Origin of the sequence: Sneathiella aquimaris (assembly GCF_026409565.1) — a bacterium.
Taxonomy (GTDB): Bacteria; Pseudomonadota; Alphaproteobacteria; order Sneathiellales; family Sneathiellaceae; genus Sneathiella; species Sneathiella aquimaris.
Map to the genome: position 1 here is coordinate 607,207 of NZ_CP112881.1, position 16,448 is coordinate 623,654.

Annotated in this window: 17 protein-coding genes; 3 read left to right on the top strand and 14 right to left on the bottom strand. The window is 49.7% G+C overall.

The window, feature by feature from the left end:
• Nucleotides 1-117 precede the first annotated feature (117 nt).
• Nucleotides 118-1,554 carry a sensor histidine kinase gene (locus OIR97_RS02750; protein WP_169544183.1) on the top strand — a complete coding sequence of 479 codons (1,437 nt, stop codon included), beginning with the start codon at nt 118-120 and terminating at the stop codon, nt 1,552-1,554.
• 6 nt (nt 1,555-1,560) lie between these two features.
• On the opposite strand, the gene OIR97_RS02755 is transcribed toward OIR97_RS02750, so the two are convergent.
• The 14 genes from OIR97_RS02755 to rplU form a co-directional block, all read right to left on the bottom strand.
• A complete protein-coding gene (locus tag OIR97_RS02755) occupies nt 1,561-3,045 on the bottom strand; it encodes a class I SAM-dependent methyltransferase (protein ID WP_169544184.1) in 1,485 nt (494 codons plus the stop codon).
• Between the two features lie 309 nt (nt 3,046-3,354).
• Complete coding sequence (locus OIR97_RS02760; protein ID WP_169544185.1) at nt 3,355-3,828, bottom strand: RNA pyrophosphohydrolase; 474 nt, start codon at nt 3,826-3,828, stop codon at nt 3,355-3,357.
• A complete protein-coding gene (locus OIR97_RS02765) occupies nt 3,825-5,387 on the bottom strand; it encodes a divergent polysaccharide deacetylase family protein (RefSeq protein ID WP_169544186.1) in 1,563 nt (520 codons plus the stop codon). The genes OIR97_RS02760 and OIR97_RS02765 overlap by 4 nt, the downstream gene beginning before the upstream one ends.
• Before the next feature lie 30 nt (nt 5,388-5,417).
• The gene (locus OIR97_RS02770) at nt 5,418-6,707 is read right to left on the bottom strand and encodes a S41 family peptidase (RefSeq protein ID WP_169544187.1); all 1,290 of its coding nucleotides are present in this window, start codon (nt 6,705-6,707) and stop codon (nt 5,418-5,420) included.
• Nucleotides 6,707-8,131 carry a murein hydrolase activator EnvC family protein gene (locus OIR97_RS02775; protein ID WP_169544188.1) on the bottom strand — a complete coding sequence of 475 codons (1,425 nt, stop codon included), beginning with the start codon at nt 8,129-8,131 and terminating at the stop codon, nt 6,707-6,709. Before OIR97_RS02775 ends, OIR97_RS02770 begins: the two co-directional genes overlap by 1 nt.
• On the bottom strand, nt 8,118-9,701 hold the full coding sequence (gpmI, locus tag OIR97_RS02780; RefSeq protein ID WP_181017852.1) for a 2,3-bisphosphoglycerate-independent phosphoglycerate mutase: 1,584 nt from the start codon (nt 9,699-9,701) through the stop codon (nt 8,118-8,120). Before gpmI ends, OIR97_RS02775 begins: the two co-directional genes overlap by 14 nt.
• A 58-nt stretch (nt 9,702-9,759) precedes the next feature.
• Nucleotides 9,760-10,218: a 23S rRNA (pseudouridine(1915)-N(3))-methyltransferase RlmH gene (gene rlmH / locus OIR97_RS02785; protein WP_169544189.1), complete on the bottom strand. Its 459-nt coding sequence runs from the start codon at nt 10,216-10,218 to the stop codon at nt 9,760-9,762.
• A gap of 42 nt (nt 10,219-10,260) precedes the next feature.
• Complete coding sequence (rsfS, locus tag OIR97_RS02790) at nt 10,261-10,620, bottom strand: ribosome silencing factor (RefSeq protein ID WP_219821642.1); 360 nt, start codon at nt 10,618-10,620, stop codon at nt 10,261-10,263.
• An 84-nt stretch (nt 10,621-10,704) separates the two neighbouring features.
• Nucleotides 10,705-11,310 (bottom strand): nicotinate (nicotinamide) nucleotide adenylyltransferase, encoded by a 606-nt coding sequence (nadD, locus tag OIR97_RS02795; protein ID WP_169544191.1) that lies wholly within the window; start codon nt 11,308-11,310, stop codon nt 10,705-10,707.
• A 2-nt stretch (nt 11,311-11,312) separates the two neighbouring features.
• Nucleotides 11,313-12,599 carry a glutamate-5-semialdehyde dehydrogenase gene (locus OIR97_RS02800; protein ID WP_219821643.1) on the bottom strand — a complete coding sequence of 429 codons (1,287 nt, stop codon included), beginning with the start codon at nt 12,597-12,599 and terminating at the stop codon, nt 11,313-11,315.
• A 24-nt stretch (nt 12,600-12,623) separates the two neighbouring features.
• Nucleotides 12,624-13,748: a glutamate 5-kinase gene (gene proB, locus OIR97_RS02805; protein ID WP_169544192.1), complete on the bottom strand. Its 1,125-nt coding sequence runs from the start codon at nt 13,746-13,748 to the stop codon at nt 12,624-12,626.
• Nucleotides 13,736-14,800: a GTPase ObgE gene (gene obgE, locus OIR97_RS02810; RefSeq protein WP_169544193.1), complete on the bottom strand. Its 1,065-nt coding sequence runs from the start codon at nt 14,798-14,800 to the stop codon at nt 13,736-13,738. The genes proB and obgE overlap by 13 nt, the downstream gene beginning before the upstream one ends.
• 112 nt (nt 14,801-14,912) lie before the next feature.
• Complete coding sequence (gene rpmA / locus OIR97_RS02815; protein ID WP_169544194.1) at nt 14,913-15,170, bottom strand: 50S ribosomal protein L27; 258 nt, start codon at nt 15,168-15,170, stop codon at nt 14,913-14,915.
• Between the two features lie 5 nt (nt 15,171-15,175).
• Nucleotides 15,176-15,574 (bottom strand): 50S ribosomal protein L21, encoded by a 399-nt coding sequence (gene rplU, locus OIR97_RS02820; protein WP_169544195.1) that lies wholly within the window; start codon nt 15,572-15,574, stop codon nt 15,176-15,178.
• Nucleotides 15,575-15,719: 145 nt separating this feature from the next.
• Here rplU and OIR97_RS02825 point away from each other — a divergent pair, with 145 nt between their 5' ends.
• Nucleotides 15,720-15,896 carry a hypothetical protein gene (locus tag OIR97_RS02825; protein ID WP_169544196.1) on the top strand — a complete coding sequence of 59 codons (177 nt, stop codon included), beginning with the start codon at nt 15,720-15,722 and terminating at the stop codon, nt 15,894-15,896.
• A gap of 47 nt (nt 15,897-15,943) precedes the next feature.
• Nucleotides 15,944-16,438: a MaoC family dehydratase gene (locus OIR97_RS02830; protein WP_169544197.1), complete on the top strand. Its 495-nt coding sequence runs from the start codon at nt 15,944-15,946 to the stop codon at nt 16,436-16,438.
• The last annotated feature ends 10 nt before the right edge of the window (nt 16,439-16,448 follow it).

Sequence of the window (16,448 nt, forward strand, 5' to 3'; positions counted from 1 at the left end):
CAGTAATCAACACAAAAAAGGCAAAGAAATTAAGTCTATATTTACCTTTCGCTACTAGCGTGCATGTGGGGTATTGCATTTATGGTCGTTCGCGACTTAATAAGCGATTGAATTAATATGTTTACAGGTAAGCTTGCTGACTATTACGGTAGCGGCAAAACTAGGATGAATTTCTTCACGTTACGTTTTTCTGACGTAACTGAAGAAAAAAACCACCACGAAGTGGAGCTCGTCAAAGCTCTGCCAATAATGCGCCTCGCATTATTCGGGGCGGTTTTTATCTATGCTGCCTTCAGTTTCCTTGACGCTTATGCCATTCCTGAAATCTTCTTTGAAGCTTTGGTTATCCGCTTTGGTATTGTGGTGCCGATCTTTCTGGCCGCCGCGTTTGCCACCTTTATCCCGCGCTTGTGGCCATTTTCACAGGTTATTGCGGCCGCGTGTATGCTCGCCTCAGGCTCTGGGGTGATTGCTATGATTGCCCTTGCAGACCCAATGGGTGGTGCGATCTACTTCGCGGGTCTGGTTCCAGTGATGATTTACTGTTGTTGCGTGCCACCAGTAAGGTTTCTGTATGCTTTATCTGTCACGCTGTTTTTGTTGGCTTTGTATAACCTGACCGTTTTGGTTCTCAATCCGGCCCCGATTGATGTGGTGTTGGAAAACAACTTCTTTTTGGTGGTTGCTGCGCTGATGAATATTTTTGCCAGTTATATCCAGGAACTGGCCCGTCGGCGGGACTACATCAATATGATTTTGCTGGACCACGAACGGGCAAAATCGATGACTTTGGCCGATAAGGCACAGTCAGCCAACCATGCGAAATCTGAATTCCTGGCCATTATGAGCCATGAACTTCGGACCCCTCTCAATGCGATTATCGGGTTTTCAGAAATCCTTGAGAAAGAAATGTTCGGACCCATTGGTACCAGCCAATATAAAGAATATTCTCACGATATTAAAGTGAGCGGCCAACATCTTCTGGCAATTATCAACGATATTCTGGACCTGTCTAAAGCCGAGGCGGGTAAGCTCACATTGCAGGAGCAGGATTTGTCGCTGGTTGATCTTGTGAGTTCCAGCCTACGGATTGTAAGGGATAAAGCGGCAGAGAATGGCGTGCGGATTGCGTTTGATATTCCCTCAATTAACCAAATTGTTTTTGCTGACAGCCGCCTTTTATCTCAGGTCTTTTTGAATGTTCTGTCGAACGCTGTAAAATTCACGCCTAAAGGCGGATCGGTTACTATCAGTTTCAAGCAGTTTGAAGATGGCGGACTGGATGTTCGGATTGAAGATACAGGCATTGGCATCGAAGAGGAGAATATCGATAAGGTATTTGCTCCGTTCGTTCAAATCGAAAGCAGTCTTGCCAGAAACTATGAAGGAACCGGTTTGGGACTGCCTTTATCCAAAAACGTGATGGAGCTCCATGGGGGAAGTATCCGGCTGGAAAGTAAAATCGGGCAGGGAACTGTCGCCCATATTTGCTTCCCTGCACATCGAAATCGTTTTGAAATGGAGGAGAATAATCTCCTCCATGCGCAGGCCTAAAGTCTACTACTCGGGTTTGGTCACATACAGAATGTGGCAATGATTGGTTTTGTCTGCCTGAACTTCCAGTTTCGCGTCAGCAGGAATGTTTTTGGCCATCGCCAGCATTTCTTCCTCCGTCCGATATTCCAACTGCCAATCCGTGACGAACTCGACTTGCCATTCCAGGCTTTTGTCTGAATCCTTCATACTCCCAATCATCAAGGTTCCGCCGGGCTTTAGGTTCTGGTACAGGTCGCGGACCATGCGTTCAGCCCGTTTGTCTGTCAAATAATCAACCAAGCCCACCGCGTAGATAACATCCTGTGCTTCAATTTTTTTGAACAGATTGCCTGCCGCGAGGAATTCAATAAATGTTGCGTGTAGACATTTCACTGAAGCCCGACCGTCAAGACGGGATACCTGCGGATAACAATTCTTGTAAGCATAGTTCAGGGCGTCATGGTCCTGATCGATTAATGTGAACTGAACCGACGGTGATAACGTATATCCGTGTAGGAAGTTTGCGGCTTCCTGAGCAGGGCCACAGCCCAGACTTGCGACCTTGAATTCAGCGTGGCCTTTTTCCTGAGCCTTCGATGCGAGCTCAGCAAGCTTCTGCTTCACCATGGTCATCCGTGTTGCAATAAACTCGCCTGTTGAGGTTCCCAGTTTATGGCATAGCTTGTCATGGGCCGTATCCCCCAGCAGAGCCAGGTTATAGGCATAGTTCATCACCTGAAAATCTCCTGGATAGCCAAGAGGCTTCATATAGGCCCGCCACCAGCTGGCGCCGCTCATCAGTTTTGGCGTGAGGGTATTTTCAGTGTATCGTTTGGCGGCTTTGATTGCGTTCGGATCGGATCGCATTTTATTCAGTTCGACCATTCCACGTTCTGAAATTTTCTTCCAGCGGGCATGAACCTCTTCTTCACAGCTGAGGATAATATCCTGGATACGTTCATCGCGTCTCGGCGCATTCGCGGGGATGTCTCGTTCTACCTTTTCCAGGGTGTTCCGTGTTGAACGGAGCAGGTAAACAGCATCAGCGATAATGGTTTTGTAGGCGTCAGAAACCTGAATAGATAGATCCTGCATGCCAGACTGGATCCGCCGCTTCAGGGCAATGTCGTCATGATGGTCCAGGATATTCTGGATATCGAGATACCCTTTGGTTAGTTCAACCGCGACTTTCTGCTTTCCTTCATGGGCTTCGACTCTTGAGATTTTCCCTTTCCCCTGGAAAATTTCACTACTGCCGAGTTTCAGTTTGACGGGCAGGTCGCTTTCGTTCTCTGCGTCCCAAGGAGCTTTTTCCGGGCATACAAAACTAAGCCCGCTCATGCTCATGTCAAATATCTCGAAGGATTTATCATCAACATCGACAACGACGGACATGTCCTGCATAACAACCGATGCGCGAAAACGTTCGGCTCGATAGAAAACGCGCTTGCCCTGGCCGCCTGTAAGTTCTTCATAATGCTTCATTTTACCGTTACTCTCACTCTTCATTCGGTTGAAATATTCCGAATAAGTTACATGGGACGTTTTGAGTTCTCTCAAATGACGACTTTTACAGTTCGGTTACGAAACATTATTAGTTGATCGGCTTTTAGCCGTTTGTCCCAACAACAATATCGACGCCAAAATTAATAGCGTTAACAAATCATTAAAAAATTATAAGGGTAATTTCCAGTTTAAAACAACAGAGAATATTCAATTAAGAGTATACTAATATACGGATACTAGATATGGTGTTGAAAATATTAACCATAACTGTACATAGAAAATGGGGGCTTTGGTACACTTTGAAGTGTTGCGTTAGTCGAAGTGAGAAGAGAATCTCTCGACAATTTTTTTGTAGATTTCTTTCTTGAACGGAACGATCTCGGAAACCAGGTTTTCAGGTGCTGACCACTTCCATTCAGAAAATTCAGGATGTTCGGTGGCTATGTTTATCTCAGAATCCTTGCCTTTGAAGCGAAACAGGAACCATTTTTGCTTCTGTCCCCGGTATTTTCCCTTCCAGATATTACCAATTAGATGATTCGGTAAATCATAAGTCAGCCAGTCCTCGGTTTCAGCGATCAGATCGGCATTGTCCGTGCCGATCTCTTCCAGCATTTCGCGAATGGCAGCGTCTCGTGGAGATTCACCATGGTCAATCCCGCCTTGTGGCATTTGCCAATAGTCGGAAGGCATATCAATGCGTTTACCAACAAAAACTTCGTTCTTCGCATTCAGCACCATAATACCGGCACAGGGGCGATACGGCAGATCTCTCGCTTCAGTCATTGGATTTCCTGTCGATTAACGGCTGCGGAAACGGGCACTAAGACATATCCTTTCCGCGTGAGCGTTTGGGCCCAGCGGTTTATCCGATCCAAAGTGACCGGATAGGGATAGCCAATGCCGACAGCGGTGCCGGTAAAGCGGGCAATTCTTTCAAGGTCGGCCAGCCGCGCGTCAATCGTTGCCCGATCGGCTTTATGATCCAGAAAGCGATTATTGATCGCAACGGGTATGTTCAATTTCGCGGCCGTTGGGCCGGCGATGCTTTTGGCAGAGGTGCGCCCATCCAGGAATAAAAGGCCCCGTTCCTTAATAACGTTTAAAATAGGAGCGATATCATCCGGTGATGCAGTAAACCGGGAGCCCATCTGATTGGTAACACCTGAATAGCCGGTAAAGCGTCCCAGCATCCATTCTAGCCGTTTCAGATTTTCCCGATCTGTCAGGCTGGTCAGCAGGCTGTGTTCGCCGGGGTCATTCTTCGGATAGCCAAATGGCTCCATGGGAAGTTGCAGCAGGACTTCGTGCCCGGCAGCGCGCGCCTGCTCAACCCAGCTTTGAAGATCTCGTCCATGAGGATTGAACGAGAGGGTAACAGAGCCCGGCAGGTTTTGAATGGCCGACCGGGTTGCCTGATTGCTCATACCCATTTCACTCATAACAATCGCAATTCTGGGGCGATTGAGAGGATCTTCAAATGGTTTTCGATAGATCCGCCAAGGCTGGCGGCCATCAGTGCTGATTGTCGGTAAAAGACCGTAATCTGATTTCGACGTCAAGGCAGGGTCCGGGACAGGGGGAAGGGGTGTATCCTCCCCCGGAATTGCTTTCAGCTTTGAAAAACTGGGAACCTGTTTTTCGGCCTTCGGGCTGGTTGGCTTCGTCGTATCCTTTGCCTCTAGCGGGGTTTCAATGGCTGACGGTTTATCAGGTACACCGCCTTCCGCCTTATCCGTTGGCGGTGGGGCGGATGGCTTTGCCTCGGAAGTCACTTGGGATGATGGTTCAGCAACCTCTGCTGGTGTTTGGTCGGTTGCCGCCAGCTTTGGCTTTTCAGGAACTGCCTTTGACGGCTCAGCGGGAGAAGGCGGGGCTTGCGCCGCATTGTCGGTCTCATCCGATTTTTCTGGATGGGACAGGTCTGGTGTTTTCTCTGCTGTCTTGTTTTGTTCCGAATCCGGAATGGATGTGTCTTTATCTGTCTCTGAAGAGATGTCCGCCTGAGTTGGTGCTTTTTCAGTAATAGGTTTCTCGTCCGGCGGCAGTGAGGCCACCGGTTCTTTTTCCGCCTGCAACGCTGGTTCCGCCGCCGTTTCAGTGGACGGTGGCGTGTCCTGAGGGAGCGGCTTCGCTTTGTCTGCTGGTGTCTCAACCGGAACAGCCACCCCTATTTCGGTGGTCGCTCCAGTGGATTGCAAAGGATCCGTGCCATAGCTTTGCCAGGCAAGCCATCCCCCCAACCCGGCAACTGTTAGAAAAAGGAGGCCATACAGAACAGATAAAACCGACAGTCCCTTTCCGGACGCCGGTTTTACCTGCTTATTATTTCCTGTCGTTTTCAAAAGGCACTCGCTGCAATAAGAAAGCTTCGGTTAGTTAAATGCTTTTTTCGCAAAGAGTGAAACACCTTTCAACAGATCTTTTGCCCGTAACAGCTGATAATCCTGAATTTCTTCATTTTCAGCGGCCTCATCTTCTGCCGTTGCACTGTCTTCTTCAGCGCCATTGGCCAAATGATTTCTGAGATCAGCTTCAGATCGGCGGGCGCCGTTCTCAAGAACTTCAAGGCGGGATTGTTTGACTTCAATATCCGGAACAATGCCTTTTGCCTGAATGGAAATGCCGGAGGGTGTATAATACCGGGCTGTGGTCATGCGCATGGCACCGTTGCCTTGCAGCGGAACGATGGTTTGAACAGAGCCTTTACCAAAGCTTTTTGTGCCCAGAATAACAGCGCGGCGATGATCTCTTAATGCGCCTGCGACAATTTCCGATGCGCTTGCTGAACCACCATTGATAATAACAATAATGGGCTTGCCGTTTATGACATCATCATCCGTCGCGTTATACCGCTGAGAATCGCGGGCTTCGCGTCCGCGGGTGGAGACAATTTCACCTTTTTCAAGGAAAGCATCAGAGACGGCAATCGCCTGATCCAGAAGCCCGCCCGGATTATTTCTAAGATCCAGAATGAGGCCTCTGTAATCTCCGCCGGCTTCTTCCGCCAGATCGCGAATGGTTTTTCTCAGTCCGGTATTCGTTTGTTGTGTAAAACTGGAAATCCGGACATACAGGATATCATCGTCTTCCAGTCGACCACGAACTGACTGAACAGTGATAATCGCGCGGGTAATTGTGAGTTCAATAGGTGCTTTGGCACCTTTGCGTCGGATGGTCAGGCCAATATCCGTATCAACCAGACCCCGCATTTTTTCAACAGCATCAGAAAGAGACAGGCCCAGAACGGGTTCTCCGTCCAGATGGGTAATATAATCGCCAGCCTGAACACCGGCCGCCGCCGCCGGAGTGTCATCAATTGGTGTTACAACCTTTACAAGGCCATTTTCCATGGTGACTTCAATGCCGAGCCCTCCAAATTTACCACGGGTCTGAACCTTCATGCCCTGATAATTTTTTGGATTGAGGTAGCTGGAATGCGGGTCCAAAGAAGCCAACATACCATTAATCGCCGCTTCGATCAGTTTGGCGTCATCCACTTCTTCAACATAATCCTCGCGGATCTTTGCAAAGACATCTCCGAACAGATTGAGCTGCCGGTATGTTTCAGAGCTGGCTTCTACTTTTCTCTCTGGCGTGGTGATAATCGCCAGAGACAGCGCGATAACTGCTATCGCCATTATGCCCGTAAAAACATGTCTCATTATCCACTGACCTTTCTATTTTCCGACGTCAACCAGGGTACTGGATTGACCGGAGATCCCTTAACTCTCAACTCCATATATAGCGTTGGTTTTCCATTTTTGTCATTCTTCATTTGACCGACAGGTTCACCAGCCAGCAAAAGCTGACCAACAGACCCATCAATGGACCCCATACCGGCGAGAAGAGTATGATATCCTTCTCCATGATCAATAATCAACAAAAGCCCGTAATTTCTAAAAGGACCAGCAAACGCTATCTGGCCATCATAGGGTGAAATCACGGCGGCTTCATCTCTTGTTTCGATCACAATTCCGTTTCTTGTACTGGACGACCCGGATTTTCTATATCCTGAAATTATTCTGCCACCGACTGGTAAAGGAAGTGTGCCTTTTACAGCGGAAAATGGGCGTCCACCGCCAATGGCGGCCAATTCCAGTTTCTTTTCTTCGGCGCGGATCGGTTTTTCAGGGGCTGGCGGCGGCCCTGATTTATGAGATGGCACCGGTAGGGGGACAGACGCGACAGTCGGTGCTTGTTTATTGGTCTCCGGTTTTGGTTTTTCTTCTTGTTGTTCAGCAAAGAGTTTTGAGGCAGCTTCCTTGGCGGCACGCCGTTTTTCCTCTGCCGCCGCGATATCGGACTCAATTTTTTGCCGTTCCTGTTCAAGACGCGCTTTTTTTTCTGTTTCAAGTCTGTTCATCAAGGCGACAAGATCACGGGCTTCAAGGCTGAGCTTTTGTTGTTGTCGCTCTTCTCGCGCGTTCAAACCGGACAACGCCGCGCGGGCCGCACTTTTTGAATCCAGTAAAGCGGTCAGTGTTTCCTGCTCTGATCGTCGGTTTTTACGAAGTTCAGCAAACTTCTGTTGCTCACTCAGGAACTGGTCGCGGAGGTTGGCAAGGGTTTCCAATTGAACCGACAACAGGTCAGCGTCTTTTTTTAGGGCTGGAATTGCCGACCGAAGCAAGGTCGCGGCCCGTAGGTTGTTGATTAAATTTTCAGGGCTACCGATCAAGCTTCCCTCAGGCTGTCGGGAGAGCTGTAACAAAGCAGAGAGTGTTTTTGCCAACCCCTTATTCTGTTTTGAAAGTGTCTGAAGGGTTTGCTGCTCAACGTCTGAGATGTCCGCCAGGCGTGTTTCAGTTTCCAGAAGTTTTTTATCAATCCTGGTCAGCCGATTGGCCGCCGCCACGGATTTTCGCTTAAGCGCGGTTATCTCGCTGGAAAGAAGTTGCAACCGCCCTGCAATTTCATTTTGTCGCTCAGACGAGACGGCAAGCGCTTTTCGCAATTTTGCGAGTTCTTCATCGGGGCTGGCAGACCAGACCGGCGATGCCAAACAAGTCGTGAAAAGGCCCACAATAATGGCAGCGGCAAGTGTCGCTTTGGATGGGGGGAAGGTCCTGAGATCAGGACGCTGCACGATTTTCCTGCTTTTCATCATTTGTTTCGGCCAGATTGCGACCTGTCATTTCTTCAGGGACCGAAAGTCCCATAAAGGAAAGAACCGTAGGTGCCACATCCGCCAATGTTCCGTTTTCCAATTTGCTTTCTGCTTCGCCAACGGCCAGGACAAAAGGAACAAGGTTGGTTGTGTGTGCTGTGTGCGGCTCATGACTTGTCTGATCTCTCATCAGCTCAATATTCCCATGATCGGCCGTGATAAGCATGACACCACCTACTTTTTCAACTGCGTCGGCTAATCGCCCGATACATCCATCCATCGTTTCGACAGCCTTGATCGCGGCCGACAGAACACCGGAATGACCCACCATGTCAGGGTTCGCAAAATTCACGACGATCAGATCAAATGTTTCATCGGTTATCGCGCTGATCAGTTTTGCCTCAACTTCTGGTGCGGACATTTCCGGCTGCAAATCGTAAGTTGCGACTTTCGGGCTGGGGATCAGGATCCGTTCTTCGCCTTGATAGACCTGTTCTTCTCCGCCGTTCAGGAAAAAGGTCACATGGGCATATTTCTCGGTTTCTGCAATTCGCAGCTGGGTCCGCCCGCTCTTTGAGACAACTTCACCTAAAGTTTGCTTCACTTCGACCGGAGGGAACAGCGCTGGGATACGAGACGCCAGTTGGGCAGAATATTCGACCATTCCAACAATGGCCGCCAGTTCAGGCATAGCCCCTTTGTCAAAACCGGTGAAGGTCTCGTCTGTCAGGGCGTCAAGAAACTGACGGGCCCGGTCCGCCCGAAAATTTGTCATCAGGAAAGCATCGCCGTCCTGTATGCCTTTGTATCCTTCAAGTATGTGAGGTGTCATGAATTCGTCGGTTTCGCCTTTGGCATAGGCTGCCTCCATAGCATCAACAGAAGATGTCATGACGGTTCCAGTTCCGTGGAACAGGGCATTCCATGATTTTTCCACCCGATCCCAGTTCTTGTCCCGGTCCATGGCAAAGTAGCGGCCGCAGAGTGTCGCAATTTCCACCAGGTCCAGAGAGTCGAGCTCTGTTTCGACGTCTTTGATAAATTCGAGGCCGCTGGAAGGGGGCGTATCCCGACCGTCCAGAATGGCATGAATTTTAGTGGGGATACCCGCTTCTTGAAAAATGCGGGCAAGGGCGATCGTGTGGTTCTGGTGTGAATGGACACCACCTGGAGAGAGCAGTCCTGAAAGGTGGCAGGTTCCACCGGATGCTTTTAACTTTTCAATCATTTCCAGCAGGCGTTCATTTTTGGCCAGCGTGCCAGTATGAATTTCGCTATTGATCCGGGGCAGGTCCTGCAAAATTACACGGCCACTTCCAATTGTCATGTGACCGACTTCTGAATTTCCCATCTGGCCTTCGGGTAATCCGACATCTTCACCTGATGTGCCCAGCAGGCTCATCGGGCGAGAGGCAACCATTGTATCCCAGTTGGGCGTGTTCCCGAGGGCAATGGCATTGTCGGTCGCGTCTTCGCGGTAACCCCAGCCATCAAGAATGCATAAAAGGACAGGACGGTTTTTTTGATCTTTGGAAATATCGTTCATCATAATGTTATACCGGTTCGCAGGTTAAATTTCCAATTTTTTCAACAAGATGGTGGTTTGTTCATGCCCGATGATAGGGGTGGTTGGTCAGGATTGAATGGGCTCTGTATAGCTGTTCGGCGAGAAGTCCCCGAACCATAAGATGAGGCCAAGTCATTTTACCAAGAGACAGTTTGTGATCCGCTTGCTGTAAAAGGGAAGGGCAATGGCCATCAGCACCGCCAATGAGAAAGGCGATATCCTGAACACCATCATCAATTAATCGGCCCAGAAGCTGGGAAAACTCGACGCTGCCATGTTCTTTTCCATATTCGTGCAGCGCGATGAGCGTGGCACCCTTGGGAATTGCTTTTAGCAGTAGTTCAGCTTCTTTTGATTTCAGCTGGTCCCCTTTCAGGGGCTTTTTCTCTTCGACTTCTTTTAAGGTTATTTGCCAGGGCAGGCGGCCAGAATATTCGGCATACAGGTCCTGCAGTGGCCCGCCGCGAAATTTGCCAACGCTGGCAATGGTCAGGCGCATCCTGATCTCCTGAATACTGGCGGCGACTGATCGCCGCCGTTCTTAGTTTGTCATTTCGGCCGACAGCGTGGGCGACCAGATTTTTTCTAGATTGTAAAATTCTCTGACTTCCGGGCGGAACAGGTGAACAATGACGTCTCCTGCATCAACAAGCACCCAGTCTCCATTGGATTTACCATCAATCTGGACATGACCAAAACCGGCATCCTTGATGCGTTCTTTCAAATGGTCTGCCATCGCCCCTACCTGACGGGAGGAACGACCATTGGCGATTACCATATAGTCAGCAAATGAGGTTTTTCCGGAGAGGTCAATGGAAACAACGTCCTCCGCCTTATCGTCCAGCAGGCTCGCTTGGACCAGATCGCGGAGTTGGGCAACAACGGCTTCTTTAGCGTTCATAATCGGGTTAAATCTACTCCAGTAGAAAAATAAAAAAGGATACAAAACAAACAGTATCATTGACTAATGTGGGAATTTTTGCGCTTAAGAGCAAGCTTTTCCTTCGGTCTGGCGAAGATTTCTTATTTGTGTGCTGCTCAATTTATGTTTCGTATGCGAAATAAAAGTCCAGCGTGGGGTCGGACCCGTCGCAAAATTGATAATAGGACGATTAAATCCGGTCGGGAAAACACGCTTTTTGGCATAGAGCGTTGCTGCTTTTCCTGACAGGGCTTTTTGTGTATATCCGGGGCGATCAAACACAGCAATCGGCACCAGATCAAAAATTTCCTGCCAATGATACCATTTCGGTATTTGAATTAAGTTATCCGCGCCCATCAACCAAACGAAATGGTGAAAAGGGTGGCGTTCCTGCAAAGCCTGAATAGTGTTGGCTGTATAGGTTTCCCGCAAGTCGAATTCGATGGTCGAAATCTTTATCCGTCGGCCCCGCGCTATCTTTTGCGCCGATTGAATGCGATCATCGGCCCGCCCCATGTCATCGGCAGATTTCAAGGGGTTTTGCGGTGATACCAGCCACCATACCTCGTCCAGACCCAGCGTTCGAAGGGCCGTTTCACTGATATATAAATGGCCTTCGTGGGCAGGGTTAAAGGATCCACCCAGAAGACCAATTTTACGTGCTCGCATGATTATGGCCGGGTTTGGCCAACACCTTTGACCTGATATTTGAAACTGGTGAGTTGCTCCACACCAACAGGGCCGCGGGCGTGCATCTTACCCGTGCTGATCCCGATTTCGGCGCCCATCCCGAACTCACCGCCATCAGCAAATTGCGTGGACGCATTGTGAAGAACAATCGCACTATCCACAACGGATAGAAATTCCGTCGCAGCCGCCTCATCTTCGGTGATAATACAATCCGTGTGATGGGAACCATAGGTTTCAATATGCTGTATGGCCGCTTTTTGGTTCTCCACAATTTTAACGGCGACAATAGCGTCCAGATATTCTGTCTGCCAGTCCAATTCTGTTGCCTGATTCGCACGGGGTTCCAACTCGCAGACTTTTTTGTCACCGCGAATTTCGCAGCCTGCGTCAATTAACGTCTCAAGAATTGGTTTCAGGTGACTATCGACCACCGCCTGATCTACGAGCAAGGTTTCCAATGACCCACAAATGCCAGTCCGCCGCATTTTGGAATTCAGAACAATATCGCAGGATTTTTGCAAGTCAGCATTTTTTGCAACATAAATATGCACAAGACCGTCGAGATGTGAAAAGACAGGCACACGGCTTTCTCGCTGGACCCGCTCGATCAGATTTCTGCCGCCGCGCGGCACAATGACATCCACTGTCTCGGACATTGTCAGCAGTTTACCAACTGCTGCCCGGTCCGTTGTTGGAATGATCTGAATAGCTTCGGCAGGAAGGTTCGCTGTTTTCAATCCTTCTTGCAGGCAATCCCAGATTGCCCGGCTTGAATGAAAACTTTCAGATCCACCTCTCAAGATACAGGCATTGCCAGCCTTCAGGCAAAGTGCACCCGCATCAGCTGTTACATTGGGACGGGATTCATAAATAATCCCGATGACCCCAAGAGGCACCCGAACGCGCGAAATTTCCAGACCATTTGGGCGGTCCCATTCGGCAATGACATCGCCGACGGGATCGGCGAGGGCCGCAATGTCTTCCAGGCCTTTTGCCATCGCTTCAATACGTGCGGCGTCCAGTTTCAGGCGATCCAGAAAGGAAGGAGCGGTCCCCTTGTCGAGTGCGGCCTGCATATCTTTTTCATTGGCCGCCAGGATTGTCTCTGTGTTTGCTCGCAAAGATCTGGCCGCAGCGGCGAGCGCTGTATTTTTGGCGTCCGTCGGGACTTGTGACAGTAACTGTGAGGCGCGTTTTGCACCCGCGCCCAGAGTTTCCATGACACTGTCGATCGAATTGTCTTCTGCAATGTTGGAATGTACTGTCATAACCGTTGCCCGTTTTCTTGTGTTTTAATCCAGGACTAACTCATCCCGATGAACAATTTCATCTCGGCCAGAATAGCCCAGAATTTTTGCAATCTCACTACTTTTGTGACCAATGATCCGAAGGGCGTCTTCAGACGAGTAGGCGGTCAGCCCGCGCCCCAGCTCTTCGCCGTGTGGCCCTTCAATGGCAACCAGGTCGCCCCGCTCAAACGTACCGATGACTTTAGTCACGCCTGCTGGCAACAGGCTGGTTCCCCGTGACAAGGCCTGAAGGGCACCTGCGTCAACGCAGTAGGTTCCTTGTGTCGACAATCCGCCAGCGATCCACTTTTTGCGGGCACTCCTGGGCGTGTCTGCAGCAACAAAGCAGGTTGTCCGCGCCCCGCGTTCAATTGCTGTTAAGGGGTGCTGGATCGTGCCACTGGCGATGTACATGTGACATCCTGCAGCCATCGCGATTTGGGCCGCTTTTAGTTTCGTGACCATGCCGCCGCTTCCAACGTCCGTTTGAACACCCCCTGCCATTGATAGAATATCTTCAGTCAGGTTCGAAACTTCCGAAATGAATTCGGCGTCCGGATTTTGTGACGGGTCCTCTTTATAAAGGCCATCCACGTCACTCAGCAGGATAAGGCAATCAGCACCAATCATCTGTGCGACGCGGGCGGCCAATCGATCATTGTCGCCATAGCGGATTTCGCTGGTGGCGATGGTATCGTTTTCATTGATAACTGGAACAGCGCCGAGGGACAGCAACGTCGATAAAGTGCTTCTGGCATTCAGATAGCGCCTGCGTTCTTCCGTATCCCCCAGGGTGAGAAGGATTTGCGCCACATTCAGGTCATATATGCCCAAAAATTCCTGGTAGGCATGGGCGAGTTGGATCTGTCCGGCGGCCGCAGCAGCCTGACTTTCTTCCAGCTTTAACACGCCGGTCTTAAGTTTAAGAATTTGACGCCCAAGCGCTATAGAGCCCGATGAGACGATCAGAACTTCCTGTCCGCGTTCGCGCATGACAGAGATATCCTCTGCCAATGCACTTAGCCAGGATTTCCGTAATTTTCCTGTCTCCCCGTCGACCAGAAGGGCCGAGCCAATTTTTATGACAACCCGCTTGGCCGTTGTGAATCTATCGCTTAAGGCTGCCATTTCTCTTCTTCTTCGCCTGCTTCCAACCGTTCAGCTGCTTGTTGTTCGGCTTTCTCATCCTCTTTGTCCGCATGGATGATATCCATCAGTTCAAACAGGACTTCGTCAACCTTGTCTCCCGTAACAGCGGAGATCGTCATGACTTTGCTACCAGACAATTTCTCAAGGATCGCAACTTTTTCCGCAATTTCCTCATCCAGCAGAGAGTCGATCTTGTTTAGGACAAGAATTTCTTCTTTTTTGGCAAGATCTTCGGCATATGCGTCCAGCTCACCCCGAATGGTCTTGTAAGAGGCCGCAACATCTTCTTCGGTACCGTCGATCATATGGAGCAAAACACGGCAACGTTCCACATGTCCAAGGAAACGGTGGCCAAGACCAACGCCTTCTGACGCGCCTTCAATCAGACCAGGAATATCGGCGAGCACAAATTCACGGTTGCCCGCCCGGACAACACCCAATTGAGGAACAAGTGTTGTAAACGGGTAGTCGGCAATTTTTGGTCGGGCGCGACTGGTTGCACTGAGGAACGTTGATTTTCCGGCATTCGGCAAGCCGACCAAACCCGCATCGGCGATCAGTTTCAGGCGCAGCCAGATCCAGCGTTCCTCGCCGGGCCAGCCCTCTTCAAATTTCCGGGGGGCGCGGTTGGTTGATGTTTTAAAAGCCGCATTGCCGCGGCCGCCGTCACCGCCCTTACACAAGGCAATTTCCTGACCAACCTCGGTCATATCGGCAATGAGTGTGTCATTGTCATCTTCAAGGACCTGCGTTCCGACAGGAACCTTCAGAATAACATCCGGGGCGGATGCTCCGGTACGGTCACGGCCCATTCCATGTCCGCCATTCTTGGCTTTGAAATGCTGCTGATATCGGTAATCAATCAGGGTGTTAAGGCCGTCAACACACCGGATAAGGACAGAACCGCCTCGACCGCCATCGCCGCCGTTCGGACCGCCAAATTCAATGTATTTCTCGCGCCGGAAACTGACAGAGCCGGGCCCGCCGTTACCAGACTTTAGATAGATTTTCGCCTGATCTAGAAATTTCATGATAATTGTCGCCGTTTTGCGGCAGAATTTGCTGCCTTGTTAGATAAACGCAAAAAAGGGGAATGGCCAGACCATTCCCCTTCTTCAAATCTTTAAACCGTCGTTGGTGGCTTTACGCCTGACCCGCCACGGATACGTAGATCTTTCCGCCACTTTTCTTGGTAAAGGTTACTTTACCTTCAGTAACGGCGAAGATGGTGTGATCCTTGCCCATTCCAACATTTTCACCCGGGTACCACTTAGTGCCACGCTGGCGCAGAATGATGTTGCCAGGAATAACGGCTTCGCCGCCATATTTTTTGATGCCAAGGCGGCGACCTGCGGAGTCGCGACCGTTACGGGATGAACCACCAGCTTTCTTATGTGCCATCTAGCTTACTCCTCGCTTGCTTTTTCAGCGGCCTTTTTAGGGGCTGCTTTTTTGGCTGCTGCTTTCTTAGGGGCTGCTTTTTTAGCGCCTGAAGCTGCAATATCTGTAATTCTCAGAACAGTAATGTCCTGACGATGACCGGCTTTACGACGGTAATTTTGACGACGTTTCTTTTTGAAAACGACAATCTTGTCAGCCCGGCCCTGCTCTAGAAGAGTGGCTGAAACAGTCGCACCTTCTACAGTAGGGGCACCCACTGTCAGAGCACCATCTTCCGCGGTGACGGCTAGAACTTGGTCCAGCTGTACAGTATCACCAGCTTCACCTGAAAGGCGTTCTACTTTGATAACATCGTTTTTGGCGACTTTATATTGCTTGCCGCCGGTTTTGATCACTGCAAACATGGCTGATCCGTTTCGAACATAATGGATGGTCGCCGGGACGTGTTTCCCCGCGCACCTCAATTGAAGGCCGCAATATATCTATGGTCATTGTTAAGTCAACATGATTCACAGTCTTTATTGCAGTTTTTCGACAAAGGGCTCGAATATGGACGTTATTGTAGGGACTGGAGGGACAAATCAAGGTTTGTATTCTGATCCGTGTTTCCTGCAGGGCAGCGGACTGATCGTTTTTTTTGGAAATTTTGTCGCAAAAAATGAATCACAGGCGCAAATTTACGAATCCTTATTACTCAGGCTTGCACAACGGGATCAAAAAGTGTGAACTGTTGGTCCATTCCTCATAGAAAAAGAATAAGAGAGGGCAATATAATGAACGCAGACAACAACGCGGAACGTTTTGATCCGTTCAGCCATACATTGGTTGAAACAAAGGGATTTGAAGAATTACAGGTAGGAGACCGGTTTCCTATTCCCTCCCGTACCATTGGGGACGCAAATTTTGCGGCGTTTCAATTAGCATCGGGGGATAATCATCCTATTCACTATGACGAAGAATACTGCAAAGCGTTGGGCTATGACGGATTGCTTGCCCACGGCTTTCAGCTACTCATTCAGACTTGCCCGGGCGCCGGATTATTCCCCCATGTCCTTGGAGATTGCATGATCGGTTTTATTGAGCAGTCCAGTAAATTCCTGAAACCGCTTATTGCAGGGGATACGGTTTATCCGTTACTTGTTATTTCAGATCTAAAAAAACAGACCAAAACGGGTGTCGTGACCGTCAAATCAACGGTCCACAATCAGCGCAATGAGCTTCTGATGGAAGGCGAAATGAAATTCCTTGTGAAGCTTAAACTGGAATAGGGATCGAGAT